Raw genomic sequence first — 26,483 nt, forward strand, 5'->3', positions numbered from 1 at the left:
CGCGCAGGTCCGCGGCCAGCCCCTCGGGCGCTTCGCCGTCACTCGCCTCGGGCCCGGGCAGCGGCACGCCGCGGGCGGCAAGATAGTCCTCGGCCATGGTCACGAAGCCGATCATGCGCTCGTAGCTCTCGCGCGCCGTCTCGGCGAAGGTGAAGAGCCCGTGCTGCTCCAGCCAGAGTCCCCCCACCGAAGGGTCGCGCGCGAAGGCCTCCCTGCAGGCGTGGCTGAGCGCATAGCCCGGCATCACATAGGGCACCCAGCCCACGCGCCCGCCGAAGAGCTCGGCCACCACCGGCTCCATGTCGGCCTGATCGGCCAGAGCAAGGATGGCGGTCGCATGGGTGTGGTCGACGAAGGCGTGCGGCATGTAGGCATGGAGCAGCGCCTCGACCGACGGGGTGGGCGCCGAGGGATCGAGCAGATGGGCGCGCAGAAGCGCCACCATCTCCTCGTCGGACATGTGCGGCACGTCGCGCGTCTCGAGGAGCGGCGCGAGATGCATGGCGGGAAGGCCCGGCGCCTCGATGTCGCCCAGATCCCAGCCCGAGCCCTTCACATGGATCAGCATGCCCTCGGGCGAGGAGATCTTGACCGAGGTGTTGCCGCCGCCGTGGAGGACGAGATCGGGATCCTGCCCGATCAGGCGCGAGCTGTAGACCCGCAGGCCCAGCTCCGCAGGCTCGCCCCGCGCTTGGGCTTCGGCGGCGAAGGTCTCCGCCTCGGTGTCGTTCCAGCGGCTCTGCATGGCAATCTCCCTGTCATGGTGCGGGGGCGCCGGAAGCGCCCCCGCGATCCGAGGCCTCCGGCCTCAGAAGTCGAAGTTGTCGATGTTCTCGGCGGTGAAGACCGTGCGCTCGGGCAGCAGGATGATGCCGTTGCCCTCGGCCTCGTAATCGTAGCCCTGCACCGAATTGGGCGAAACCTCGACCGAACCGATGCCCGGCACCTCGAGACTGTCGCCCACGTTGAGCGGGCCGTCCTTCAGCACATGGGCCGCGACGGCGACCGAAATGGCCCCCTGTTGCGTCACGTCCCAGAGGCCGAACCGCTCGACGGTGCCGCGCTTGACATAGGGGCGCATCACGTTGGGCGTCGAGAAGCCCACGATCGTCACCTCGCCCGCCCGGCCGAGGTTCTCCGCCGCCTGCGCCGAGGCCGGCAGCGCGTTCGCGTCGGGCGCGATGATCGCATCGAGATCGGGATAGGCGCTCAGGATGCTCTCGGCGGTCTGCAGCGACTTCTGCGCGTCGTTGTAGCCATACTGGGTGGTCACGATCTCCCAGCCCGGATGGTCGGCCGCGATCTTTGCCTTGGCGGCCTCGGCCCAGGCATTCTGGTCGGTGACGGTCGGCGAGGAATAGAAGAAGGCCACCTTGGCCTTTTCCTTGCCTTCGAGCCCGTCATTGGCCATGTCGACGAGAAGCCCGCCGAGCTGCTCGGGCGTGCCCTGGTTGATGTAGTAGGAGCGGCAGTCGGGGTTCACGTCGCTGTCCCAGGTCATCACCAGCACGTCGCGCGCCATGGCCTGCTTCAGCGCGGGGCAGAGCCCGTCCGGCGAGACCGACGAGAGCACGATGGCCCCGTAGCCCTGGTTGACGAAGTTGTTCACGAACTGGACCTGCCCCGAGACGCTGGGCTCGGTCGGACCGTCGTAGGTCACCTTGACGCCCAGCTCCTCGCCCATCTTCATCGCGCCGTTGCCGCCCGAGGTGAAGAAACCCACCCCGACCAGCTTCGGGATGAAGGCGATCTCCTGCGCGGCCGCCACATTGGCCGCCATCAGTCCTGCGGCAACCGTGCCGAGCAGCCTCACCGTCTTACGCATCTGTTCTCCTCCTCCGTTGATCGTATGGCCGGCGGTCAGTCGGCCCGCCGCAGCCGCACCGGTATGAAGTCCCGCAGCAGCTCGGCGCCGTAGCGCAGGGCGACGACGAGGACCAGCAGCGCCCCGGACAGCGCGCTGGAAATCTGGCTCGGCACGCCGCTCATCTGGAGGCCCTGCTGGAGGTAGCCGATGATGAAGGTGGCGATGATCGTGCCGAGGACGGAGCCCTGCCCGCCGTAGATCGAGGCCCCGCCGAGGACGGCCGCGGTGATCGCGGGCAGAAGCGTGGCGCTGCCGAGATCGACGCGGGCCGAGCCGAAGTAGGCCGAGAGCATCAGCCCGGCGAGGGCGGCCGCAAGGCCGGTCAGGACATAGGTCACGAGCTGCACGCGGAAGACGGGCATCCCGGAATGGCGCGCGGCCTCGGCGTTCTGGCCGATCTGGAACACGAGCCGGCCGAACCGGGTCAGGTGCAGGAGCACGAGAAGCACCGCCGCGAAGACGAGGAAGACGACGAGCGGCATGGGCAGACCCAGCACCTGGGCATAGCCGAGCGCGGTGAAGGCCTCGGGAAAGCCGCCGATCCCCTCGTAGCCGCTGGCGCCGACGACTCCCGACAGGACCGTCGCCGCGCCCGAGAACATGTAGAGCGAGCCCAGCGTCACCACGAGCGGTTGCAGCCGGGTAAGCCGGATGATCGTCGCATTGAGCAGCCCCGCCGCGGCGCCGGTGGCAAGGCCCACCGCCAGCGACAGGGGCAGCGGGAGGCCGAAGAAGTTGGCGATGCCGAAGGCGATCGCCGCGAGCCCCACGGTCGAGGCGAAGCTCACGTCGATGCCGCCTGCGATGATGACGAGCGTCAGCGGCACCGCCACGATCCCCACCTGCACGAAATCCGAGGTGCCGAACAGGAGCGACGAGGGCCGGAGGAAGCGCGGGTTCATCATGCCGAAGATGGCAAGCTCGGCCATCAGGATCAGGAGGAGCAGCACCTCCCAGCGCATCAGGTGGCGGTTCATGCGGCATCCTCCAGATCGCGGGTGGACGAGATCCTGTGGCCCGAGCGGCGGTAGCGCGCCGCGCGGTCGCGGGCCTCGAGCGCGATGCGCAGCCGCCCGTCGATCAGGAGGACGGCCAGCAGCATGGCGCCGCCGATCAGGTCGTTCCAGTAGGCGGGGATGCGCAGGAAGACGAGCGAGGTGTCGATCGAGGTGAAGAAGATCACGCCGATCACCACGCCCGCCACGGTGCCCACGCCGCCCAGAAGGCTGATCCCGCCCAGCACGAGCGCGGCGATGGCGCGCAGCTCGATCCCGCTGCCGGCCTGGTTCGGCACGAAGCCGATCTGCGCGGCGAAGGCGATGCCCGCCAGCGCATACATCGCGCCGCCCCAGACGAAGACCAGGAACTCGATCCGCTTCACCGGCAGGCCCAGATGGTGCGCCGCCGCCCGGTTGTCGCCGGTGACGAAGACCCAGCCGCCCCGGCGCGAGCGCAGGAACAGCCAGACGGCGAGAATGGCCCCGGCCGTCACCATGCCCATCACCGAGAGGCCCGCGAAGGATTTGGCGCCCAAGGCCTTCAGATCCTCGGGCAGATCCTCGATCCATTCGCCGCCCGTGGCGATCAGCATCACGCCGCGGAAAAGCCCGAGCGTGCCGAGCGTCGCCACGATCGAGGGCACGCGCAGCACCGCGACGAGAAGCCCGCTCAGCGCCCCGGCAAGGAGGCCCGTCCCCAGCGCCGCGGCCGAAGCCAGAGGCAGCGGCAGGCCCTGATTGAGCGTGAGGCCCAGCGTGACCGCCGAAAGACCCAGCACCGAGCCTCCCGAGACGTCGATGTTGCGCGTGAGGATGACGGGGAAGATCCCCAGCGCCACCAGCATGAGGACGAGGCCGTTCGACCAGATGATGCCGGCGGTGCGGACCGAGAGGAACCCCGGTGCGGCCGCGCCCACGGCCAAAAGGACGAGGACGGTCACGATGAAGAGCGTCGCGACCCGGTCGCGGGCGATGCGGTCAAGCATGGGCGGCCTCCCCGGCCTCGAAGGCGAGCTCGGCTATCTCGTCGGTCGAGGCGCCCGCCGGAAGCTCTCCCGCCAGATGCCCGCCGGCCATGACGGCGATCCGGTCGGCCAGCCGCCGCACCTCGTCGAAATCCGACGAGATGAGCAGGACCGCGGTGCCCTGCTCGGCCAGATCCTCGACGATGCGGTAGATGTCGTTGCGCGCCCCCACATCGACGCCGCGGGTGGGCTCGTCGAGGATCAGCACCTTCGGTGCGGCGGCGAGGCACTTGGCCAGCAGCACCTTCTGCTGGTTGCCGCCCGAGAGGCGGCCCACCGGCTGATCGGCCTCCTCGCAGCGGATGCCGAGCTGCGCGCGATACTGCTCGAACCGGCGCCGCTCGCGCCCGGGGCGCAGGAAGAAGGGCAGCGTGCCATGCACCAGCGCCGAGACGTTCCAGTAGAGCGGCGCCTCGAGGAAGAGCCCGTATTGCTGGCGGTCCTCGGACAGATGGACGAGCCCCGCCCGCATGGCATCGGCCGGACCGCGCGCGCGGAAGTCACGGCCGCCCAGAGTGACCCGCCCGCCCGAGGGCGTGCGCAGGCCCACCAGCGTCTCGGCAAGCTCGGTCCGCCCCGCGCCCACGACGCCGGTCAGCCCGAGGATCTCGCCCGGCCGGAGCGAGAGCGAGATCTCGACGAAGCCCTCGCCGCTCAGCCGCTCGAGCGCGAGCACCGGCGCCCCCTCGATCTCGCGCATCCGCTCGCGCGCGTCGAGCGCGGTGACGCCCGGGCTCATGGCCGCGAGGATCTCGGCATCCGGGCTCGTCTCCATCGCCTCGGCGAAGACCACATGGCCGTCGCGGAGCACGGTGATCCGGTCGGCCACGGCGCGCAGCTCGTGCAGCTTGTGCGAGATGAAGACGAGGCCGTGGCCCTGGGCGCGCAGCGCCCGCATGTGCCCGAAGAGCGTCCTGACCTCGTGCGGCGTCAGTGCCGAGGTGGGCTCGTCGAGGATCAGCACCTTCGCCTCGCGCAGGAGCCCGCGCAGGATCTCGACGATCTGCCGGTCCGCGATCTCGAGCGTGGCGGCCTTGGCATCGGGCGAGAGCGACACGCCGAGCTGCGCGATCAGCGCCTGGACCCGCGCGCGGTAGGCGCCTGCGGGCTTCGGCATCCCCACGGCGATGTTCTGCAGCACGGTCTGGTTCGGAAAGATGTGCGCTTCCTGCGGCACGAGATAGAGGCCCATGGCCTGCGCCTGTGCGGGCGTGGCGGGCACCAGCGGTTCACCGCCCAGCCGCACCTCGCCGCCCGACGGGGCGACCAGCCCCGCGAGGATCTTCATCAGGGTCGACTTGCCCGCGCCATTGCCGCCCAGAAGCGCATGGATCTCGCCCGCGCGGACCGAGAAATGGACCCCCTTGAGCACGCGGACGGCCGCGTAGCTCTTCGAGACGGACCGCAGTTCGGCGAGCAGCTTGTCCATAACGCCTCCTCACGTCGTGGCCCCGCAGGACAGACGGTTGCCCGTTCATTTGTCCTTTGCTGTTACATTTTGTGCAAGACAGTCTCGATCTGTCAATCTCATTCCGCAACATTTTCATGCTGCACCGCAGATGAACTCCACGATTGACTTGTTCAAATGTTTCTCTGACAAGTAGTATGATCGTAGCCGCAACGCGGTGGAAAGGGACGGCATCCATGGTGGAACAGACCCGGAGCGACTTCGACGAAGCGCTCATGGCACGCGTGGCCTGGCTCTATTACAACGACGGGCTGACCCAGAACGAGGTGGGAGAGATCCTCAACATCTCGCGCATCAAGGTCTCGCGGCTGCTCGATCAGGGGCGCAGCTCGGGCCTGATCCAGGTGCGGATCAACTCGCGCCAGCAGGGCTGTCTCGAGCTCGAGACCCGGATGAAGCGGGAATTCGGGCTGGCCGACTGCCGGGTGATTCCCGAAAGCCCGGTGGAGGATGTGAACCTGCGCGTGGGTCAGGCGGCCGCGCAGTATCTCATGCAGAAGCTCGCCTTCGGCGAGACGATCTCGGTCGGCTGGGGCGAGACGGTGACGCATTCGATCCGGATGCTGGGCCACACCGCGCAGGAGCGCGGCATCGGGCTCTATTCCCTCACCGGCGGCGTGCAGACCTATGTCGAGGGGATGCGCGAGGCCAACTGGCACCGCAACGTCAACATCATCCCCGCCCCTCTCGTGGTCTCGACCCCCGAGCTTGCCCGCGCGCTGATGCAGGAGCCCGCGATCGCGGCGCTCATGGCCCGCGCGCTCGAGGCCGACTACAAGCTGGTGGGGATCGGCGGCCTCGGCGAGAGCGCCACCGTGGTCACGCAGGGCTATATCTCGGCGGGCGAGATCGACCCGCTGCGCCGGGGCGGGGCGCGCGGCGACATCCTCTGCCGCTTCTACGACCGGCGCGGGCAGGACATCGGCGTGCCGCTGCACGAGCGCGTGGTGGGGGTCGATCTCGACCAGCTCCGCCGGTCGGAGCGCGTGATCGGCGCCGCGGGCGGGCCGGCCAAGACCGGCCCCATCCTCTCGGCCCTGCGCGGCGAGATCCTCGACATTCTCATCACGGACGAGCCCACGGCGCTCGCCCTCCTCGACGCCGCGGAGGCCTGACCCATGCCCTATTTCCTTGCCATCGACGCCGGAACCGGCAGCGGCCGTGCCGTCCTCTTCGACGAGACCGGCGCCGAGATCGCGGCCTCGGGTCAGGAATGGTGGCATGTGGCCGACCCGCGCTATCCCGGCTCGATGGATTTCGACACCGAAGGCAACTGGGCGATCCTCGCCCGCTGCTGCCGCGAGGTGATCGCGCGGAGCGGCGTCGATCCCGCCCGGATCCGCGCGGTCAGCGCGACCGCCATGCGCGAGGCCTTCGTGCTGCATGACGCGACCGGCCGCGAGATCTGGGCCTGCGCCAATGTCGATGCCCGCGCGGGCGCCGAGGTGCGCGAGCTGAAGGAGGCCCATCCGGGGCTCGAGGCCGAGATCTATGCGCGCTCGGGCCAGACCTATGCGCTCGGCGCGCTGCCGCGGCTGGCCTGGCTCCGCCGCCACGCGCCCGAGACGCTGGCGCGGGCGCGCAGCCTCACCATGCTGTCCGACTGGATCCTCTACCGGCTCTCGGGCGAGCTGACGCTGGAGCCGTCGAACGGCGGCACGACGGGCCTTCTCGATCTGCGCACCCGCGCGCCCCTGACCGACGCGCTGGCGACGGTGGGGCTGCCCACCGACCTCTTCCCGCGCGGCGTCACCACCGGCGAGGTGGTGGGCGAGGTCCAGCCGGCGGCCGCCGCCGAAACCGGCCTCGCCCCCGGCACGCTGGTCGTTGCGGGCGGCGGCGACTGCCAGACGGGCGCGCTCGGCTTGGGCATCGTGCACGAGGGCGATTGCGCCGTGCTGGGGGGCACCTTCTGGCAGCAGGTGGTCAATGTTCCGCTGACGCTCACCGATCCGACCATGAACCTGCGGATCAATCCGCACATGGTGGCGGGCCTGAACCAGGCCGAGGCCATCAGCTTCTTCGTGGGCGCGGTGATGCGCTGGTTCCGCGACACCTTCGGGCAGGGCCGCGACTATGCCGCCCTCGAGGTCCAGTCGATGCAGGTCCCGCCGGGGGCGCACGGGATCATTCCGATCTTCTCCGACGTGATGCGCTACGGCGACTGGTTCCACGCCGCACCGTCGCTGCTGAATCTCTCGCTCGATCCGGCTGCCTCGGGGCCTGCCGCGATCTTCCGTGCCTTGCAGGAGAATGCGGCCATCGTCGCGCGGCGCAACCTCGAGAGCGTCTTCGCCCTCACCGGCCACCGGCCCGAGCGGCTGGTCTTCGCGGGCGGCGCCGCGAAATCGGCGCACTGGTCGCAGATCCTGGCCGACGTCACCGGCCTCACCGTCGTCACGCCCGAGGTCAAGGAGGCCACCGCGCAGGGCTGCGCCTCGGCCGCGGCCACCGGAGCGGGCCATTTCGCCTCGCTCGCCGAGGCGGGCGGCGCCTGGATGCGGATCGACCGCACCTTCACGCCGGATCCGGCGCTCCGCCCGCTCTACGACGAGGCCGGCGACCGCTGGGCCCGCGCCTATGCCGCGCAGCGCGGCCTCGTGCAGGACGGCACCGCCACCGCCATGTGGCGCGCCCCCGGCACCTGACGATTCTCCCTTCCAGAAAGGAATAGGCCATGCTGATCCAACTCGTGAACATCAAGGTGCAGGACGGCACCCGCGAGACCTTCCTCGAAGCCTTCCGGCTGAACTGCGACGGCACCCGGAAGGAGCCGGGCAACATCCGCTTCGATCTGCTGCACGATCCGGCGGACGAGAACAATTTCTTCGTCTACGAGATCTTCGAGAGCGAGGCGGCGCTCGATGCGCATCGGCAGACCGACCATTACCGGACCTGCGTGAAGATGATCGATCCGATCACGCTGGGCGGACGCAGCAAGACCTATTTTACCCCCGTCCTGGTCCAGGAGCGGGCGCCGGCCTGACGCCGGGCAGACGGCCGCTCCGCCGTCTGCGCGCGGTGATCGAGCCCTCTGTCCGGCTCGTCCGCTTCCGGTGTCGGCCCGAGGCCCGGCAGGCGGCCGCTCCGCCGTCTGCGCGCGGCTCGGCCCGTCCCGGCTGCGGAGGATCCTCCGCAGCCGGTTTTCTTGCGCTGGTCCTCCTCCCCATGGTCGCGGGGATGGGGACGCAGAACCTTCCCGGCAGATCGGCCGGGACGATCCGGATGAAGAAGCGCCATCGCGCCGCGCCGCAGATCGTGGGCGCGCCGGCAGGCCTCGCACGCCGGGGTCGCCCGGGCACGAACGCTCTCGCGCTATGCCGCGGGGTCGGGCTGCGTTAGGCTCGCCCTGAGAAGGAACAGGGAGCGCTCACATGCCGGAAGGAAAGATCGACACCGCCACCGCCCGCCGCAGCCTCTTGGTGCAGGGCTTCACCAACAGTGTCCTCGACCCCGCGGCCCCGATGCTCGGGCCGCTGGAAAACGGCGGCACCATCATCGCCAATACCGCGCCAGGCTGCTGGGGCCCGATGATCACCCCACGGCTCCGCGGCGGGCACGAGGTCACGCAACCGGTTTTCGTCGAGGGCGCAGAGCCGGGCGATGCCGTGGTCATCCGCATCCGCGACATCACCGTGACCTCGGTCGCCACCGCGAGCGGCCACGACAGCTCGCCCGAGGGTTTCTGCCTCGGCGATCCCTACGTCGCGGCGCGCTGCCCGGTCTGCGACACGGTCTGGCCCGAGACCCATGTCGAGGGGATCGGCCCCGAGGCGGTCAAATGCGACACCTGCGGCCATGCGGTGACGCCGTTCGAGATCGTCCATGGCTACACGGTCGTCTTCGACGAGACGCGGGCCGTGGGCGTGACCCTGCCCCCGGCCGCGGCCGACACCATTGCCCGCGATGCCTCGCACTATGCGGCGCTGCCGGACGCATCGGTGCAGCATTCGATCCTGACCTTCGCGCCCTCGGACATGGCCGGCGTGATGGTGCGGATGCGACCCTTCCTCGGCCAGCTCGGCACCTGCCCCTCGAAGGCCATGCCCGACAGCCACAATGCCGGCGACTTCGGGGCCTTCCTCGTCGGTGCGCCGCACGCCTATGCGATCACCGCCGAGGAGCTGGCCCGGCACAAGACCGACGGCCACATGGATATCGACGCGGTGCGGCCGGGAGCGATCCTCGTGGCGCCGGTGAAGGTGCGGGGCGCGGGCGTCTACATGGGCGACATGCATGCGGCCCAAGGCGATGGCGAGATCGCCGGGCACACGATGGACGTGGCGGGCAGCGTGACGCTTCAGGTGGAAGTGCTGAAGGACTGGCCGATCGACGGGCCCGTGCTCTTTCCGCTGGCCGAAGACCTGCCGCCGCTCGCGCGCCCCTTCTCGGCGGCCGAGCGGGCCAAGGCCGAGCGGCTGGCGGCGCAATGGGGCGTGAGCGAGCTCGAGCCGTCGGCGCCGGTGTCGGTGATCGGCACCGCGGCCACCCTGAACGCCGCCATCGAGAATGGCTTGAGCCGGGCCGCGACCCTGCTCGGCATGACGGTTCCCGAAGTGCGCAACCGCGCCACCGTCACCGGCGCCATCGAGATCGGCCGCGCGCCGGGCGTGATCACCGTAACCCTGCTCGCGCCGCTGTCGCGGCTCGATGCAGTGGGGCTCGGCGACTATGCGCGGGAGCAATACGGGCTCTAGGAGCCGTGCGGCCGCCCTTCCGCAGGCGCCTGCGAGCACGTCTGACACGTATCCGGCAGGCCGGGGAGCCGACCTGCCGGACACCGGCGAGCGAAATCCGATGACGGCTGCACCGGGCAAACGCCCCGGGCGGCGGCCCCGGAAAGCGCGCTAGAGGTCGGGAGGCCCACTGAGGGGGCGACGGGCGGGCAGAAACAGACGCGATAGCGAAGAGTGCTCTCGCGTCCAGACACGGGCGGCACAGGGAGGCACCTGCCGCCTGTGCCTTCCGCGCGCCTCCTCGCCGCGTCAGAACAGGAAGTCGGACATGTCCAGCTGCGAGAGCTTCATGTTCTCGAGCACGACCTGCGTATCTGCCGACAGGGTGAGGACCACGGTGCTGCCCACCTGGCGCGCATCGTCGATCACGGCCTGAACCTGCATCCGGGTGAAATCGTCGAGATCCAGGCGATCCTGACCGTTGGTGAAGTCGGTGATGCGGTCCCGGCCATCGCCGCGCTCGAATTCGAACACGTCGCGGCCCGCTCCGCCCGTCAGCAGGTCGTTGCCCGTCCCTCCGTCGAGACGGTCATTGCCCCTGCCGCCGTGCAGCCGGTCCGCTCCGGCGCCGCCCTCGAGCTCGTCGTTGCCCGCGCCGCCCCAGAGCCGGTCATTGCCGGCATCGCCTTCCAGCTCATCGTCGCCCGCGCCGCCCGACAGGATGTCGTCCCCGCTGCCGCCTTCGAGATCGTCCCGTCCGGTGCCACCCCACAGGCGGTCGTTGCCGATGCCGCCCTCGAGCTCGTCGTTGCCGGCCCCGCCGTAGATCCGGTCATGTCCGCTGCCGCCATAGATGACGTCCGAAGCATCCCTGCCCTGCAGAATGTCGTTCCGGGCGGTTCCCTTGATGCGCGCCATGCGGCGTCTCCTCTTGCTGTTGCCTGACGGGTCCTGTCGAGGACCTCGGCCCCGTTCGTCGCACACCGTGGCTGACGGCACTCTGATCCCTGCCGTCAGCGCGATGTCAGCTTCGCTCCGCTAGACCGGCGGACATGCGCTTGCTCCTCCTCATCCCCTTTCTCCTCCTTCCCTCCGCCGCCGGCAGTCAGGACAGGGCGGTCGCGCCGCTTCCCGACCACGAGGCCGCACGCCGCGGTGTGGAGCGGGGCGAGATGGTGCCGCTCGGCCGCCTAATGCCGCGGATCGAACGCGAATTCGGCCGCGTGCTCGAAGTCGAGCTGGAGGAGGCGGACGACGGCCGGACGGTCTACGAGTTCGAGATCCTGCGCGCGGACGGCCGGCTGATCGAAGTGGATGTCGATGTCGTCACGGGCCTTGTCGTCGAGGTGGAAGACGAGGAGGATGACGACGACGATGATGACGGGATCGAGTGATGCGCGCGCTGGTGGTCGAGGATGATGCGCGGATCGCGCAGGATCTGGGCCTTGCGCTCGGCTCGGCCGGCTTCAGGGTCGAGACGGCCGCCGACGGCGAGACCGCCTGGTTTCTGGGCGGGACCGAGAGCTACGATCTGATCGTGCTCGACCTCGGCCTGCCGAAGCTCGACGGGCTTGCCGTGCTGAAGCGATGGCGGGCGGAAGGCGTGGAGATCCCGGTGCTGGTGCTGACGGCGCGGGGCACCTGGACCGAGCGCGTGGAAGGCATCGATGCGGGGGCCGACGACTATCTGCCCAAGCCCTTCCGGATCGAGGAGCTGGTCGCCCGCGCCCGGGCGCTCGTGCGCCGCTCGACCGGCCGGGCCGCCCCCCTGCAGAGCGCGGGCCGGCTCGCGCTCGACATGAACCGGATGACGGCGACGCTCGACGGCCTGCCTCTCGGCCTCGCGCCGCTGGAGTTCCGCCTGCTGGCCTACCTGATGCTGCATCGCGACAGGGTCGTGCCGCCGACCGAGCTCCTCGAGCATCTTTACGGCGACACCGATGCCCGCGAGGCGAATGCGCTTGAAGCGGTGGTGGCGCGGCTGCGCCGCAAGGTCGGACGCGGCGTCATCGGCACGCGGCGCGGCTTCGGCTACCAGATCGAAGCGGGCCCGTGAAGCTCCGGTCGATCCGGCTCCGGCTCGTCGTCGTCAACGCCCTGGCGCTTGCCCTTGCGCTCGCGGCGGCCGCCTGGGGGCTGGCCCTGCTGTTCGACCGCCATGCCGAGCGCGTGGCCCTGTCGGCCCTGGCCGCCCGCGCCGATGCCCTGACCACGGCGCTGGAGCGCGACCCCGGCGGCACCCTCCGGTTTCTCGCGCCATCGGGCGACCCGGCCTACCGGCAGCCGCTCTCGGGCCACTACTGGCAGGTGTCGCTCGATGGCAGGCTGCTGCGCTCGCGGTCGCTGTGGGATTATGTCCTTCCCCTGCCCGAAGGCGCGCCCTCGCCCTCGCGCACGGGGAGACCGCTCACCCTGCCGGGCCCGCAGGGCGAGGCGCTGCTGGTGCTCGACCGGACGGTGCAGATCGGAACGGGCGCGGATGCGACCCGGGTGCGGATCTCCGTGGCGCAGGATCGCGCCGAGCTCTCGCGCGCGCAGCAATCCTTCCTGCGCGAACTGGCCCCGTTCCTCGCGATGCTGGCGCTGGCGCTCGTCGCGGCCGGGGCGGTGCAGGTGACGCTGGGGCTCCGTCCGCTGGCGGCCATCGGCCAGAGGGTCGGCGCGCTGGCCGCGGGCCGGGAGCGGCGGATCGGGACCGACCTGCCGACGGAGGTCCTGCCGCTCGCCCGCGAGATCGACACCCTCCTCGAGGCCCGCGAACAGGAGCTGGAGCGGGCCCGCAGCCGGGCCGGAGACCTCGCGCACGGGCTGAAGACGCCGCTTCAGGCACTTCTCGGCGAGGCGATGCGACTGCGCGCGCGGGGCGAAGAGGCGGCGGCGCGCGGGATCGAGGAGGTGGCGTCCGGCATCCAGCGCCATGTCGACCGCGAGCTCATGCGCGCGCGGATCATGCGCGACCGGGCCGGAACCGCGTCCGATCCGGCGGAAGCCGCCCAGAGGCTGATCCGCGTCCTGCGCCGGACGGAGCGCGGCTCGGCCCTCACCTGGCAGCTCGAGGCCGAGGAGCGGCTCCTCGTCCGGCTCGAGAGCGCGGATCTGACCGAGGCGCTGGGGCCGCTGATGGAGAATGCCGCGACCCATGCCGCGGGCGCGGTGCGCGTGCGGATCGGCGCCGCGGGCAGTTCGGTCGCGATCCATGTTTCCGACGACGGCCCCGGGGCGCCGGACATCGAGGCGATCCGCGAGCGCGGCGTGCGCTTCGACACCCGCAGCGGCGGCCATGGCCTGGGCCTCGCCATTGCGGGCGACATCGTCGAGACGGCGGGCGGCGAACTTCGTCTGCGCAACCTAAGCCCGGGTTTCGAGGCGACCCTGATCCTGCCGGCCGCTGTCTGACCAGCCGGTCGGCGCGCTGCGGCAGGGAGGATAGCGATCCGGCGGAGGCCGACGAAGGTCACGGGCCCGCGTCGGGCGAGCGGCTGCGCGCGCGGCGGGGGGCGCTCGGCGTCTCCTGAAAGGCGCGGCGGAACTCGCGCGAGAAATGGGCTGCATCGGAGAAACCCGCGATATGGGCGATCTCGGTGACGGGCAGCGTGCCGGCCGAAAGCAGGTAGCGCCCGTAATTCAGCCGCATCTGGCGGAAGGCCGCGTTCGGCGTCTGCCCCAGCGCCTGACGGAAGATCCGCTCGAGCTGGCGGACCGAGACGCCGCAATAGCGCGCGATGGCCCCGACCGAGGGCGGATGGTCGAGCTGCTGCTCCATGAAATGCAGCGCGCGGCGCAGGCGCGGATGGCTGTCGCCCGGAGGGAGCTGGTAGAAATGGGCTTGCGGCATGGTGGCGGGGCGCATCTGCGAGAGCATCATGTGCCGCATCACCTGCTGCGCCCGGTCCTGCCCGCAGTGACGCATGACGAGATAGAGCGCGAGGTCGATGGCCGCGGTCGAGCCCGCGCAGGTGATGACATCGCCCTCGTCGATGAAGATCCGGTCCACCGAGATATGGGCGCGGGGGAAGAGCGCCTTGAAGGGCTCGGCCACGTTCCAGTGGATGCAGAAGCGCCGGTCGCCGATCAGGCCCGCGCGGGCGATGGCGAAACTGCCGGTGCAGATGCCAAGAAGCCCAACCCGCGCGCGGTGGGCGCGCTGGATGAGCTGGGCCAGCTGCGGCGATGGGGCCGCGTCGGCGAAGGAATTGCCGCCGCAGATGGCGATATAGTCGTAATCCTCGGGAACGGGCAGCCCGTCGTCGGTGGTCACGCGCAGCCCGCAGCTGGCCATGACCGGGCTGCGGTGCTGGGCGAAGACCTTCCAGGCCACGCGGATCTGTCGGCTTTTTGCAGCATCGTCGGCAGCCAGCCGCAGCGCGTCGATGAAGCCGGAGAAAGCCGCAATCGTGAACTTGTCCTGCAATATCAGGGCTATGGAAAGCTCATGGCGCCGTGGCGCTGCGGGTTTCATCGCGGGAAGCTCCGGTGGGACATGTCGATAATGTTCAATCATGTGGCCGATGCATTCAATGGGATACGTCACATCGCTGCTAGGCTCCCTCCCAATCAAGAAGAAAGCGCATCCACAGACAGGGAGTTCGAAAAGATGATGTATAGGGTTTGCAGGCTGTCGCTCGCGGCACTGCTCCTGGGCTCGGGCGCCGCCTATGCGGACGGCTCGACGCTGACGGTCGCCTATTACGGCGGCAACTGGGGCGAGGCCTTCGACGCCTGCGTGGCGCAGCCCTTCACCGAGAAGACGGGCATCCGGGTGGTGGCCGAGATCGGCAACTCGACCACGACGCTCGCCAAGCTGCAGCAGCAGTCGGGCGACGCGGTGATCGACGTGGCCTATATGGACGGCGGGATCAGCGAGCTTGCCCACGAGGCGGGCGTGCTGGCCCCTATCGATCTCGCCGCGATCCCGAACGCGGCCACCTACCTGCCGCAGGCGGTCTACAAGGCGGGCGACGAGGTCTTCGCGGTCAGCGCGGGCTATTACTCGCTCGGCCTCATCCACAACACGTCGGAAGTGACCGAGACGCCGGACAGCTGGCTCGCGCTCTGGGACGAGAGCTATGCGGGCGCGGTGGCCCTGCCCTCGCCCAGCAACTCCTCGGGCGTGCCCTTCGTCCTGTTCCTCGCCCGCTCGGTGCTGGGCGACACGTCGGAGTCGCTGGACCAGACCTTCGCCAAGCTGAAGGAGCTGGACACGGGGCTCCTCTTCGACAGCTCGGGCGCGGCCTCGAACGCCTTCCAGAGCAGCGAGGTCATCATCGGCGCCCATTTCAACGTCGGTGCCTGGGATCTGACCGACGGCGGCCTGCCCATCGGCTTCAGCGTGCCGAAGGAAGGCGTCTGGGCCACCGATGCGCGGATGCATGTGGTGAAGGGCACGAAGAACCCCGAGGGAGCGGCGCAATATCTGGATATGGCGGCCTCGCCCGAGGCGGCGGCCTGCCTTGCCGAACGGCTCTATCTCGGCCCCCCGGTCACCGGCGTCACGCTCACGCCCGATGTCGAGCGCAAGCTGCCCTGGGGCGAAGGCGGATCGGTCGAGAAGCTGCACCTGTCCGACTGGACCGAGGTGAACGCGCGCCGCGCCGCCATCGTCGAACGCTGGAACCGCGAGATCGCGAACTGAGAACCGATGACCCTCCTCGCCATTGACGACATCACCAAGAGCTTCGCGGGCCACAAGGCGCTCGATCATGTCACGCTCGACATCCGGCAGGGTGAGTTCATCTCGCTGCTCGGGCCCTCGGGCTGCGGCAAGACCACGCTCCTGCGCACCGTCGCGGGCTTCATGACCGCGGACAAGGGCCGGATCCTGATCGATGGCGAGGATGTCTCGCGGCTGCCGCCCGAGCGGCGGCCGCTCAACACGGTCTTCCAGAACTATGCCCTGTTCCCGCACATGACGGTTCTGGAGAACGTGGCCTACGGGCCGCGGCGGGCGGGCCTCGCCCGAGCCGAGGCCGAGCGGCGGGCCGAGGAGGCGCTCGAGATGGTGGGCCTTGCCGCCATGTCGCGTCGCAATCCCGCCGCCATGTCGGGCGGCCAGCAGCAGCGCGTGGCGCTGGCCCGCGCCATCGTGAACCGGCCGAAGCTCCTTCTTCTCGACGAGCCCCTGTCGGCGCTCGATCTTCAGCTGCGCAAGCGGATGCAGATCGAGCTGAAGCAGCTTCAGGTGCAGCTCGGCATCACCTTCATCTTCGTGACCCACGATCAGGACGAGGCCATGGCCATGTCCGACCGGATCGCGGTCATGTCGGCCGGGCGGCTCGAGCAATGCGACGCGCCCGAGGCGATCTACCGCCGTCCCCGGACGCGCTTCGTGGCCGAGTTCATCGGCGAGGCCAACTTCCTGCCGCTCGACGGCGCCGGACCGGAGGGCGTGCTGCGCCCCGAGGACCTCCGGGTGCTTCCCGAGGGCGAGGCGCTGCCGCCGGGCTGGCGCGGGCTGCCCGCGCGGGTCACGGGCGTCACCTATGTGGGCGGCACCAGCAACATCTATCTGGCCGCCGGCCCGCGCGAGCTTCTGGCGCGCAGCTACGGGCTGCCGCCCGCGGGAATGACGGCCGGACGGACGGTGCAGGCGGGCTTCGATCCGGCCAACCTGCATCCGCTGGGGGCCTGAACCCATGGCTTCCGCCCGCCTCACCCTCTTCTGGCTGCTGGCGCTGCCGGTGCTGGTCTTTACCGGCTTCTTCCTGATCCCGCTCGGCGTGGTCCTCGTCTCGTCCTTCACCGCTCCCGAAGACGGGCTTACCCTTGCCCATTACGCGCGGATCCTGCTCGACGCCTACCACTGGCAGGTGATCGCCACGACCTTCCGCATCGCGATCTTCTCGACCCTGATCTGCGTGGCCCTGGGCTATCCGCTGGCCTGGTATCTGGTGCGGATCGTGCAGCTGCGCAGCTGGCGGCGCGCCTGCGTCATCCTCCTCGTCCTGCCGCTCTTCACCTCGAACATCGTCCGCTCCTTCGGCTGGATGGTGCTTCTGGGCCGCAGCGGGCTCGTGAACGACGCTCTCATGTCGCTGGGCCTGATCGACCGGCCGATGCGCTTTCTGGGCACCGAGACCGGCATCCTGATCGGCATGGTCTATATCCTGCTGCCCTTCACGGTGCTGACCATCGGCACGGCGCTGGCCCGCGTCGACCGGGGGCTCGAGCAGGCCGCGCGCGATCTGGGCGCCACGCCCGCCCGCGCCTTCTGGAGCGTGACCTTTCCGCTGACCCTGCACGGGGTGATGGCCGGCGCGATCATCGTCTTCTCGATGGCGATCAGCGCCTATGTGACGCCCGCGCTTCTTTCGGGCGGCAAGGTCACCGTTCTCGCGATGCTGGCCTTCCAGCAATATTCGACGGTCTTCGATTTCCACTATGGCGGGGCGCTCTCGATCACGCTCCTTGTGCTGACGCTGGCGCTGATCGGGCTTGCCTCGCGGATGACGCGCGGCAGGACGCCCGGCGCGGGAGGACACTGACATGGCCGCGCGTCTCGCCGTCCGGGCGCTTGCCCTCCTCACCCTCGCCTATCTGGCGCTGCCGCTCGTCGTGGTGATCGGCGGCTCGCTCACGGAGACCAAGTTCCTGAGCTTCCCGCCTCAGGGCCTGACGCTCGACTGGTACCGGGTGGTGCTGCACGATCCGACCTATGTGCGCTCCTTCCTCACGAGTGCGGTGCTGGCCCTCGCGGCCACGTTCTTCGCGCTGGTGATCGGGCTGCCCGCGGCCATCGCCATCGCCCGGCACAGCTTCCGCGGCAAGGGGCTCCTGAGCGCCCTCCTGCTGTCGCCGCTCGTGCTGCCCCATATCGTGATCGGCGCGGCACTGCTGCAATATGGCTCGGCCCTCGGGCTCGTGCGGAACTTCCCGGCGCTGCTCGTGGGGCATGTCGTGATCGTGACGCCCTTCGTGCTGCGCACGCTCCTGCCGCATTTCTCGCCGGGCCAGCGCGCGCTCGAAGAGGCCTCGCGCGATCTGGGCGCCTCGGGCTGGACCACCTTCCGCCTCGTCACCCTGCCGCTGATCCGGCCGGGGCTCGTGTCGGGCGCGATCTTCGCCTTCATCACCTCGTTCATCAATGTCGAGTTGTCGATCTTCAACACGACGGCGGCGCTGAACACGATCCCGGTGCAGCTCTTCAACTACGTCCAGTATTCCGTCGATCCCTCGATCGCCGCGGTCTCGGCGCTCACAATCCTCGCCGCTGCCGTGGGCATCGTGCTGATCGACCTTCTCATCGGTCTGGATCTCTTGCCCGACAAGTGATCCCGGCCCTCCGCCCCAGCCATCATCCCACAGGAGACAGACATGCGCGTTCAGGACGTGTATAACGTGATCTATACCCATACGGAGGGCGAGCCGCTCTGCATCATCTACAGCGGCGTCCCCTATCCCGCGGGCTCGACCATCCTCGAGAAGCGCGCCTTCCTCGAAGAGAACTACGACTGGCTGCGCAAGGCGCTGATGCGCGAGCCGCGGGGCCATGCCGACATGTTCGGCGTCTTCCTGACCCCGCCCTCGTCACGCGACTATGATGCGGGCCTGATCTATATCGACGGCAAGGAATATTCCCACATGTGCGGCCATGGCACGATCGCGGTGGCGATGGCGATGGTGGCCAACGGGCTTGTGGCGCGCGATCCCTCGGGCCTGACCCGCATCCGCTTCGAGACGACCGCGGGCCTCGTCGTGGCCGAGGTGGCGCACGAGGGCGACCGTGTGCTCTGGACCCGGTTCGAGAACGTGCCGGCCTATGTGGCGGCGCAGGACATCGCCTTCGAACTGCCGGGCTACGGTCCGCTGAAGGCCGATCTCGTCTGGGGCGGCAACTATTTCGGCATCATCGACCTGCGCGGGACGAGCCTCCGGATCGCACCCGAGAACGGCTCCGAGCTGTCGCGCATGGGTCTGATCGCGCGCGAGGAGATCCGCAAGAAGGTGACCGTCCAGCACCCGACCGAGGCGCATATCAACAATCTGAACTTCGTGACCTTCTGGCACGAGCCCACCATCGAGGGCTGCCTCTACAAGAACGTCCATGTCTTCTCGGCAGGTCAGCTCGACCGCTCGCCGGGCGGCACCGGGACCTCGGCCATGATGGCCTATTTCGAGGCCCGCGGCGTGATCGGGCTGAACCAGCCGATCACCTCCGAGGGGCTTCTGGGCTCGGGCACCTTCGAGGGCTGCCTGATCGGCGAGACGACGCTCGGCACGGTGCGCGCGGTGCGCCCCACGGTGAAGGGCACGGCCGGGATGCTCGGGACGGCAAGCTGGACGATCAACCGCGAGGATCCGGTGGACGCGGGCTTCCTCGTCCTCTGATCCGCTCCGGTCGGCCTTCGGGCCGGCCGCTTCCACCGCCGGGCAGAGCCGGCGTTCGTCCTGCCGGGCCACCTGCTCCGGCAGGACAGCCCACGCCGGCGAAAGGCAGGACGAGCGGCCTGCGCCGCCTGCACAGGCTCACCTCGGCGAAACGCGCGGCGTGCCGGATGACGGGGCGCAACTCCCCCGGCGCCCGGCCCACCGGCAGCCCGGCCCGGCCCCTGCCGGGCGCGGATGCCCGCTCAGGCGACCCGCGCCGCGATGATCCGGTCGAGCCAGCCCACCGCCATGTCCGGGACCGAGGCCAGCAGCCGCTCGGTATAGGGCTCGTGCGGCGGGGCGAAGACCCGGTCCTTCTCGCCCTGCTCGACGATGCGGCCGTGCTGCATCACCACCACCCGGTCGGCGATGGCGCGCACCACCTCGATGTCGTGGGTGATGAAGAGGTAGGACACGCCCAGACGCTCCTTCAGCCCGATCATCATCCGCAGCACGTCGGCCTGCACCACCTTGTCGAGCGCCGAGGTGATCTCGTCGCAGATGATGAGTTCGGGCCCCGCCGCTAAGGCCCGCGCGATCGCCACGCGCTGCTTCTGGCCGCCCGAAAGCTGGCCCGGCAGGCGCTCGGCATGGCTCTCGTCCAGTTCGACCATGCGCAGAAGTTCGATCAGCCGCTTCTCGCGCGCAGCGCCGCGCAGCCCCTGATAGAGGGCCAGCGGCCGGCCCACGATGGCACGCACCGTCTGGCGCGGGTTCAGCGCCGTATCGGCAGACTGGTAGATGATCTGGATGCGGCGCAGAAGGTCGAGCGGGCGCTGCCGCAGCTTCGGGGGCAGCGCCGCCCCGTCGAAGAGGGCCCGCCCCCCCGAGGGCGCCTTCAGCCCCGCGATCACCCGGCCGAGCGTCGACTTGCCCGAGCCGGATTCCCCCACCAGCGCCACCGTCTCGCCGCGCCCGATCCGCAGGTCGATGTCGCTCAGCACCTCGAACGTGCCGAACCGCGCGCCGAGCCTCTCGATCGACAGGAGGGCCGCAGCGGACGCCCCCTCCGCGGCGGGATCGTTCGCGGGCATCTCGTGGACCGCCCAGAGGCTCTGCGTATAGGGGTGCTCGGGGTGATCCATGATCGAGGCGATCGGCGCCTCCTCCACCACCTCTCCATAGCGCAGCACCGCCACGCGATGGGCGATCTGGGCCACGACGGCCAGATCGTGGGTGATGTAGATCGCGGCCACGCCGAACTCCTCGATCACCTTGCGGATCGAGATCAGCACCTCGACCTGCGTCGTCACGTCGAGCGCCGTGGTCGGCTCGTCGAAGACGATCAGCGCCGGATTGCAGATCATGGCCATCGCGACCATGGCCCGCTGCAGCTGGCCGCCCGACACCTGATGCGGGTAGCGCGCGCCGAAATGCTGCGGATCGGGCAGTTGCAGCGCGGTGAACAGCGCCACCGCCCGCTTCTCGGCCTCTGCGCGCGACAGGCCGCCGCGATCCACCGCCACCATCGTGATCTGATCCATCAGCCGGTGCACCGGATTGAAGGCGGCCTGCGCGCTCTGTGCCACATAGGCGACCTTCGTGCCGCGCAGGCGGCGGCGCTCTTCCTCGGGGATGGCGAGAAGCTCGGTGTCCAGAAGCCGGACCGAACCGCCGCTCGCCCGCGCGCCCGGCCGCAGGTAGCCCAGGGCCGCAAGCCCCACCGTGGATTTGCCCGCACCGGACTCTCCCACGAGCCCCAGCACCTCGCCCTTGCGCAGGGACAGGCTCACCCCCCGGACGATCTCGGACCAGCTGTCGGAGGATTTCGCCTCGATCCTCAGGTCGCGGATCTCGAGAACGGCGGGGGACGGTTCGACGGCCATGGCTCAGCCCTCCTCGTTCAGGCCGCTGGCCCGGTTCAGCAGCCAGTCGACCACGAAATTGACCGCAATCGCGAGGAGCGCGATGGAGGCGGCCGGGATCAGGGGCGTGATATCGCCCATGTTGATGAGGGCCGCATTGTCCCGGACCATCGAGCCCCATTCCGCCAGCGGCGGCTGGATGCCCACGCCGAGGAAGGAGAGCGCCGCGATGGAGAGGAAGATGAAGCAGAAGCGCATCCCGAGCTCGGACAGGATCAGCGGCAGCACGTTCGGGAACACCTCGTGGATCGAGATCCAGAGCAGGCTCTCGCCGCGCACCCGGGCAGCCTCGACGAAATCGAGGCTGGCCACGTTCAGCGCCGCGGCGCGCGAGATGCGGAAGAAGCGGGTCGAGGTCAGCACGGCGATGATGAGGATGAGGTTCGGGATCGAATTGCCGAAGATCGACAGGATCATCAGGATGAAGATCAGATCCGGCACCGACATCAGCGCATCCACGAAGCGCGAGATCGCCTGATCGACGAAGCCGCCGATCAGCGCCGAGAAGACGCCGAGGAGGCAGCCCAGCCCGAAGGAGATCATCGTGGTCACGAGGGCGATGGAGATCGAGTTCCGCGCGCCGAAGATCAGCCGCGACAGGAAATCCCGCCCGAGCTGGTCGGTGCCCAGCAGATGCTGGGCGCTCCAGCCGTCGAAGGGGATGCGCGAGACCACCTCGACCTCGCCATAGGGCGCGATCCAGGGCGCGAAGATCGCGACGAAGGCGTAGATCGCGACGAGGACCATCCCCAGCCGCGCGGTGAAGGGCGCGGTGGCAAGAAGCCTGCGGGCGCGGGTCAGGCGCGACGGCGGGGCCGGGCGGGCGTCGATGCTCTGGTCCATGATACCCCTCTCTCAGCGCGGATGCAGCAGGCGCGGATTGCTGACGATCGAAACGATATCGGCCAGCAGGTTGAAGCCGATGTAGGCCGTGGCGAAGATCAGCGCGCAGGCCTGGATCACCGGCACGTCGCGGTTGCGCACCGCGTCGATCATGGCCTGCCCCACGCCCGGATAGACGAAGACCACCTCGATCACGACGACGCCCGAGATGAGATAGGCGAGGTTCAGCGCCACCACGCTCGCGATGGGGCCGATGGCATTGGGCAGCGCCTGACGCGTGACGACCCGGCCCTCGGACTCGCCCTTCAGCCGTGCCATCTCGACATAGGGGCTCGACATCACCGACAGGATCGCCGCGCGCGTGTTGCGGATCATGTGCGCGAGAATGACGAGGAGAAGCGTCAGGATCGGCAGCACCATGCGGTAGAGCTGCTCGCCCAGATCCATGCTGTTGCGGATCCCCGCCATCGAGGGGAACCATTGCAGCTTCACCGCGAAGATCATCATCATCAGATAGGCCACGAAGAATTCGGGCAGCGAGATCGAGGCGAGCGTCGAGGTCGACAGGAAGCGGTCGATGAACCGGCCGCGGAACCGCGCGCAGATCACGCCCAGGGTGATCGCGAGCGGCACCGCGATCACGGCCGTGATCGAGGCCAGCGTGATCGTGTTGAGGAGCCGTGGCCCCAGCACCGCCATGACCGGGCGGCCGGCGAAGGACTGGCCGAGATCGCCCGTCGCCGCCGCCGCGAGCCACGAGAGGTAGCGCCAGATGGCCGGTTGATCGAGCCCCAGCCGGGTCTCGAGAGCCGCCACCGCCTCGGGCGTCGCATTCTGCCCGAGAATGGCCGAGGCATAGCTGCCCGGCAGCAGGCTCACCGAGAAGAAGATCACCAGAGACACGATAAGGAGGCTGAGAAGCCCCAGACCGACCCGACTGGCCACCATGGACAAGATCGGATGGGAAGTTCTGTTCATACTCGGCTGTCTCCGGCAAGGCTCGGGTGAGAGGGCGTTCAGGCAGGTCCGCCCACCCCGGGGTGTCAGACGTCGGTGCGCCACCATCGCTCGGCGCAGCGATGATTGTCGGCGGGCAGGATCCCTCCGGTCTCACCATGGCCGATGGCGCGCGACATGGCGAGCAGCCAGGACACGAAGGCCACCGTGATCACGCCGCCCTCGTCGTGCAGGATCTGCTGCATCTCGGCATAGTGCCCGCCCCGCGTGGCGGGATCGGTCTCCGACCGCGCCGCCGCATGCAGCTCGTCGAAGCGGGCGTTCTTGAACCCCGTGTTGTTCCAGGGCGCATCGGAGGTGTAGGAGGTGGCGAACAGCCAGTCGAGCGTGACCCGCCCATACCAGTCCGCCGCGTTGAAGGGCTTCACCAGCCAGACATTGTCCCAGTAGCCGTCATCCGCCTCCTGGACGAGGTTGATCGTGATGCCGGCCTTGGCCGCATGTTCGCGGAAGAGCACCCCCGCTTCGACCGCGCCGGGGAAGGCGGATTCGGCCACCGACAGATCGACCGTCAGCCCCTCGATCCCGGCCTCGGCCAGAAGCGCCCGCGCAGCCTCGGGATCGTAGCGATGCTCGGGCGGCGTCTCGGCCCAGAAGGGCATGATGCGCGCCACCGGATTGTCGTTGCCCGTCTCGGCCTCGCCGAGGAAGACCTTGGCGATCACATCCTCGCGGTCGAGGCTGAGCTTCAGGGCCTTGCGCACGACCGCATTGTCGAAGGGCGCCGTCTGGCAGTTCATGTCGAAGGTCAGGTGCCGCAGGCTCGGCGTGCGGTGCAGCACCAGATCGGGATTGCGCTCGATGAGGGGGACGTTGCGGATGTCGACATCCTCGATCACATCGACCTCGCCGGTCAGCAGCGCATTCAGCCGCGCGGACCGGTCGGGGATCGCGATGAACTCGACCTCGTCGAAATGCGGCAGGCCGGGCTTGTGATAGTCCGGATTGCGGAGCAGGCGGACCGCGACGCCCGGCTCGAAACTGTCGAGCTTGAAGGCGCCGGTGCCGATGCCGCTTTCCCAGTCGATGCCGCCGCCCTCCTTCGCCGGGAAGATCGACAGGTGATAATCCGACAGCAGATAGGGGAAGTCGGCATTGCCCTGCGCGAGGGTCACGATCAGCCGGTCCTCGCCTTCGACGGCGATCTCCTCGATCTGGCTGACGATGGCGAGCGCGCCCGAGGTGCTGTTCTCGCCCATGTGGTGCAGCAGCGACTGCCGGGCATCCTCCGGCGTGAAGGGGCGGCCGTCGTGGAACGTCACACCCTTGCGGAGCGTGAAGGTCCAGCGGGTGGCACCCTCGGCCTCCTCCCAGCTTTCGGCGAGATCCCCCGCCAGCGACCCGTCCGGCAGAAGCTCGACGAGGTTGTTGCAGAGCGCGCCGTTGAAGGCCGCGCCGCACATGACGGTGGCCCAGCTGCCGGGTTCGAGCGAATCCTGCTGCGAGCCGTCATTGACGCCGTAGCGGAGCCTGCCGCCCTGCTTCGGCCCTTCCTCGGCCCGGAGCGAGGCAGGCAGGCAGAAGGCGCCGGCCACGGCGGCCGCGCCGCCGAGAAAGGCCCGTCGCGAGGGGGCAAGGCTCATGGCCCGTGCAATGATCTGCCCGCCGATGGGGCCCGTGGGGTAGCGCATCAGGTTTCCTCCGCCCTGAACGACAATGTCGGAATGTCGCCCGGCGCGCGCGATGCGCTCCGGGCCGTCTGAGACCGGGTCGGCCGACCTCAGTCCTTGATCCACCAGCGCTCGCACATCCGCATGTTGTCGAGCGGCATCAGCCCGCCGACCTCGCCGAAGCCGATGCGCTTCGAGACGGCGTTGCGCCAGCTCACGAAGGCCACGGTGATGACATTGCCGTCGTCGCGCAGGATCTCCTGCATCTCGGCGTAGCAGGCCGCGCGCTTGGCTTCGTCGGTCTCGGCCCGCGCCGTCTGGTGCAGCTCGTCGAACCGCGCGTTCGACCAGCCCGAATTCCACGGCGCCCCGGTGACGTAGCTGGTCGAGAACAGCCAGTCGACCGTGGCGCGGCCGAAATAATCGACCGCGCAGAAGGGCTTCTTGCGCCAGACGTTCTCCCAGTAGCCGTCGGCCGCCTCCTGCACGATGTTGATGTTGATGCCGGCCTCGGCCGCATGGCGCTGGTAGAGCGTCGCCGCCTCGATGGCGCCCGCGAAGGCGTTCTCGGCGACCGACAGATCGACGTTCACCTGATCGAGCCCTGCCTTCGCCAGATGCTCTCTGGCCTTCGCGATGCTGTATTCGCGCGCGGGCATGTCGTGGTGGAACTTCTGGATCGAGGCCACAGGGTTGTCGTTGCCCTTCGTGGCCTCGCCCAGGAACACCTTCTCGATCACGTCGTCCCGGTCGAGCGCATGTTTCAGCGCCAGCCGCACGTCGGGATTGTCGAAGGGCGCCACGCGCGTGTCCATGTCGAAGGTGAAGTGGCGCAGGCTCGGCACGCGCTGCACCTCGAAATCGCCGCTGCGCTCGACCATCGACACGTTGCGGATGTCGAGATCCTGGATGAAGTCGACCTCGCCCGTCAGCAGCGCATTCAGCCGCGCCGTGGCGTCGGTGATGTTGATGAACTCGACCTCGTCGAGATAGGGCTTGTTGTTCTTGTGATAATTCGGGTTGCGCTTGAGGCGGGTGGCGATGCCCGGCTCGAAGCTCTCGAGAAGGAAGGCGCCGGTGCCGTTGGCGCTCTCCATGTCGATCCCGCCGCCCTCGAGCGCCGGATAGATCGAGAGGTGGTAATCCGACAGGAGATAGGGGAGGTCGGCGTTGCCCTCGGACAGGGTGATCCGCACGGTATCGGAGCCCTCGATATCGATGGTCTCGATCTGCTCGACGATGGCGCGCGCGCCCGAGGTCGAGTCCGGCTTCATGTGATGCTCGAGCGACTGACGCACGTCTTCCACCTCGAGGCTCTTGCCGTTGTGGAAGGTCACGCCCGGGCGCAGCTTGAAGCGCCAGACCTTAGCGCCGGGCTCGGCCTCCCAGCTCTCGGCCAGATCGCCCGCGACCGAGCCGTCGGGCAGGATCTCGACGAGGTTGTTGTAGACACCGCCGTTGAAGGAAGCGCCGGTCCAGCTCGTCGACCAGCTGCCGGGGTCGAGATTGTCGTTCTGCGAGGCATTGTGCAGCCCGAGCCGCATGAAGCCGCCGGCCTTCGGCGCGGCCTCCTGGGCCAGCACCGCCCCGGGCAGGCCGCTCATGGCGCCGGCCGCCAGCAGCGCCGAGCTGCGGGCCAGAAACTCGCGACGCGACAGCTGCCCGCGCCGCAGCCGCGTGACCAGATCGTCCATCAGCAGGTGGTGCGATTTGTTCATGTGTTCACCCTGTCAGGTTTGGTTATCCTTGGA

General features: G+C 69.1%; 24 protein-coding genes. 12 read left to right on the forward strand and 12 right to left on the reverse strand.

Going from position 1 to position 26,483, the window contains the following annotated elements; all coding sequences use genetic code 11:
- The 5 genes from A9O63_RS05055 to lsrA form a co-directional block, all read right to left on the reverse strand.
- On the reverse strand, positions 1-745 hold a 745-nt coding region (locus A9O63_RS05055), incomplete at its 3' end, for a class II aldolase/adducin family protein (RefSeq protein ID WP_205631821.1).
- A 63-nt stretch (positions 746-808) separates the two neighbouring features.
- Positions 809-1,825: an autoinducer 2 ABC transporter substrate-binding protein LsrB gene (lsrB, locus tag A9O63_RS05060; protein WP_041670477.1), complete on the reverse strand. Its 1,017-nt coding sequence runs from the start codon at positions 1,823-1,825 to the stop codon at positions 809-811.
- A gap of 35 nt (positions 1,826-1,860) precedes the next feature.
- Positions 1,861-2,844, reverse strand: a complete 984-nt coding sequence (locus A9O63_RS05065; protein WP_069330946.1) for an ABC transporter permease subunit — start codon at positions 2,842-2,844, stop codon at positions 1,861-1,863.
- Positions 2,841-3,851, reverse strand: coding sequence for an ABC transporter permease subunit (locus A9O63_RS05070; protein ID WP_069330947.1), 1,011 nt, complete (start codon positions 3,849-3,851; stop codon positions 2,841-2,843). Before A9O63_RS05070 ends, A9O63_RS05065 begins: the two co-directional genes overlap by 4 nt.
- The gene (gene lsrA, locus A9O63_RS05075; RefSeq protein ID WP_069330948.1) at positions 3,844-5,319 is read right to left on the reverse strand and encodes an autoinducer 2 ABC transporter ATP-binding protein LsrA; all 1,476 of its coding nucleotides are present in this window, start codon (positions 5,317-5,319) and stop codon (positions 3,844-3,846) included. The genes A9O63_RS05070 and lsrA overlap by 8 nt, the downstream gene beginning before the upstream one ends.
- 215 nt (positions 5,320-5,534) lie before the next feature.
- Between lsrA and A9O63_RS05080 the strand changes: the two genes are divergently transcribed.
- The 4 genes from A9O63_RS05080 (at position 5,535) to A9O63_RS05095 (ending at position 10,055) form a co-directional block, all read left to right on the forward strand.
- Positions 5,535-6,473 carry a sugar-binding transcriptional regulator gene (locus A9O63_RS05080; RefSeq protein ID WP_069330949.1) on the forward strand — a complete coding sequence of 313 codons (939 nt, stop codon included), beginning with the start codon at positions 5,535-5,537 and terminating at the stop codon, positions 6,471-6,473.
- 3 nt (positions 6,474-6,476) lie between these two features.
- Positions 6,477-8,006 carry an autoinducer-2 kinase gene (lsrK, locus tag A9O63_RS05085; protein WP_069330950.1) on the forward strand — a complete coding sequence of 510 codons (1,530 nt, stop codon included), beginning with the start codon at positions 6,477-6,479 and terminating at the stop codon, positions 8,004-8,006.
- 29 nt (positions 8,007-8,035) lie between these two features.
- Positions 8,036-8,344: an antibiotic biosynthesis monooxygenase gene (locus A9O63_RS05090; protein ID WP_069330951.1), complete on the forward strand. Its 309-nt coding sequence runs from the start codon at positions 8,036-8,038 to the stop codon at positions 8,342-8,344.
- Positions 8,345-8,732: 388 nt separating this feature from the next.
- Complete coding sequence (locus tag A9O63_RS05095) at positions 8,733-10,055, forward strand: acetamidase/formamidase family protein (protein WP_069330952.1); 1,323 nt, start codon at positions 8,733-8,735, stop codon at positions 10,053-10,055.
- A 288-nt stretch (positions 10,056-10,343) separates the two neighbouring features.
- On the opposite strand, the gene A9O63_RS05100 is transcribed toward A9O63_RS05095, so the two are convergent.
- Positions 10,344-10,952, reverse strand: coding sequence for a calcium-binding protein (locus A9O63_RS05100; RefSeq protein WP_069330953.1), 609 nt, complete (start codon positions 10,950-10,952; stop codon positions 10,344-10,346).
- Between the two features lie 134 nt (positions 10,953-11,086).
- Here A9O63_RS05100 and A9O63_RS05105 point away from each other — a divergent pair, with 134 nt between their 5' ends.
- The 3 genes from A9O63_RS05105 to A9O63_RS05115 are packed head-to-tail and all read left to right on the forward strand — an operon-like array spanning position 11,087 to position 13,430.
- Positions 11,087-11,428 carry a PepSY domain-containing protein gene (locus A9O63_RS05105; RefSeq protein WP_069330954.1) on the forward strand — a complete coding sequence of 114 codons (342 nt, stop codon included), beginning with the start codon at positions 11,087-11,089 and terminating at the stop codon, positions 11,426-11,428.
- Positions 11,428-12,090 carry a response regulator transcription factor gene (locus A9O63_RS05110; protein WP_069330955.1) on the forward strand — a complete coding sequence of 221 codons (663 nt, stop codon included), beginning with the start codon at positions 11,428-11,430 and terminating at the stop codon, positions 12,088-12,090. Before A9O63_RS05105 ends, A9O63_RS05110 begins: the two co-directional genes overlap by 1 nt.
- Positions 12,087-13,430 (forward strand): sensor histidine kinase, encoded by a 1,344-nt coding sequence (locus A9O63_RS05115; protein WP_069330956.1) that lies wholly within the window; start codon positions 12,087-12,089, stop codon positions 13,428-13,430. The genes A9O63_RS05110 and A9O63_RS05115 overlap by 4 nt, the downstream gene beginning before the upstream one ends.
- Before the next feature lie 58 nt (positions 13,431-13,488).
- On the opposite strand, the gene A9O63_RS05120 is transcribed toward A9O63_RS05115, so the two are convergent.
- A complete protein-coding gene (locus A9O63_RS05120) occupies positions 13,489-14,493 on the reverse strand; it encodes a GlxA family transcriptional regulator (protein ID WP_069330957.1) in 1,005 nt (334 codons plus the stop codon).
- Positions 14,494-14,628: 135 nt separating this feature from the next.
- Between A9O63_RS05120 and A9O63_RS05125 the strand changes: the two genes are divergently transcribed.
- Genes A9O63_RS05125 through A9O63_RS05145 form a run of 5 tightly spaced genes read left to right on the forward strand, consistent with a single transcriptional unit; the run spans position 14,629 to position 19,358 of the window.
- Positions 14,629-15,666 carry an ABC transporter substrate-binding protein gene (locus A9O63_RS05125; RefSeq protein ID WP_069330958.1) on the forward strand — a complete coding sequence of 346 codons (1,038 nt, stop codon included), beginning with the start codon at positions 14,629-14,631 and terminating at the stop codon, positions 15,664-15,666.
- A 6-nt stretch (positions 15,667-15,672) separates the two neighbouring features.
- Complete coding sequence (locus tag A9O63_RS05130) at positions 15,673-16,662, forward strand: ABC transporter ATP-binding protein (RefSeq protein ID WP_069330959.1); 990 nt, start codon at positions 15,673-15,675, stop codon at positions 16,660-16,662.
- 4 nt (positions 16,663-16,666) lie between these two features.
- Positions 16,667-17,515, forward strand: a complete 849-nt coding sequence (locus A9O63_RS05135) for an ABC transporter permease (protein WP_069330960.1) — start codon at positions 16,667-16,669, stop codon at positions 17,513-17,515.
- Between the two features lies 1 nt (position 17,516).
- Positions 17,517-18,302 (forward strand): ABC transporter permease, encoded by a 786-nt coding sequence (locus tag A9O63_RS05140; protein WP_069330961.1) that lies wholly within the window; start codon positions 17,517-17,519, stop codon positions 18,300-18,302.
- Between the two features lie 42 nt (positions 18,303-18,344).
- Entirely contained in the window at positions 18,345-19,358 is a 1,014-nt protein-coding gene (locus A9O63_RS05145) for a proline racemase family protein (protein ID WP_002724381.1), read from the forward strand.
- A 242-nt stretch (positions 19,359-19,600) separates the two neighbouring features.
- On the opposite strand, the gene A9O63_RS05150 is transcribed toward A9O63_RS05145, so the two are convergent.
- From A9O63_RS05150 to A9O63_RS05170, 5 genes are all read right to left on the reverse strand, one after another.
- On the reverse strand, positions 19,601-21,223 hold the full coding sequence (locus A9O63_RS05150; RefSeq protein WP_069330962.1) for an ABC transporter ATP-binding protein: 1,623 nt from the start codon (positions 21,221-21,223) through the stop codon (positions 19,601-19,603).
- Positions 21,224-21,226: 3 nt separating this feature from the next.
- A complete protein-coding gene (locus A9O63_RS05155) occupies positions 21,227-22,105 on the reverse strand; it encodes an ABC transporter permease (RefSeq protein ID WP_069330963.1) in 879 nt (292 codons plus the stop codon).
- Between the two features lie 12 nt (positions 22,106-22,117).
- Complete coding sequence (locus A9O63_RS05160; RefSeq protein WP_069330964.1) at positions 22,118-23,083, reverse strand: ABC transporter permease; 966 nt, start codon at positions 23,081-23,083, stop codon at positions 22,118-22,120.
- Between the two features lie 65 nt (positions 23,084-23,148).
- Positions 23,149-24,753 (reverse strand): ABC transporter substrate-binding protein, encoded by a 1,605-nt coding sequence (locus tag A9O63_RS05165; protein ID WP_069330965.1) that lies wholly within the window; start codon positions 24,751-24,753, stop codon positions 23,149-23,151.
- A gap of 89 nt (positions 24,754-24,842) precedes the next feature.
- Complete coding sequence (locus A9O63_RS05170) at positions 24,843-26,450, reverse strand: ABC transporter substrate-binding protein (protein ID WP_069330966.1); 1,608 nt, start codon at positions 26,448-26,450, stop codon at positions 24,843-24,845.
- Between the last annotated feature and the right edge of the window lie 33 nt (positions 26,451-26,483).

It is taken from the genome of Cereibacter johrii (assembly GCF_001720585.1).
Lineage (GTDB): Bacteria > Pseudomonadota > Alphaproteobacteria > Rhodobacterales > Rhodobacteraceae > Cereibacter_A > Cereibacter_A johrii.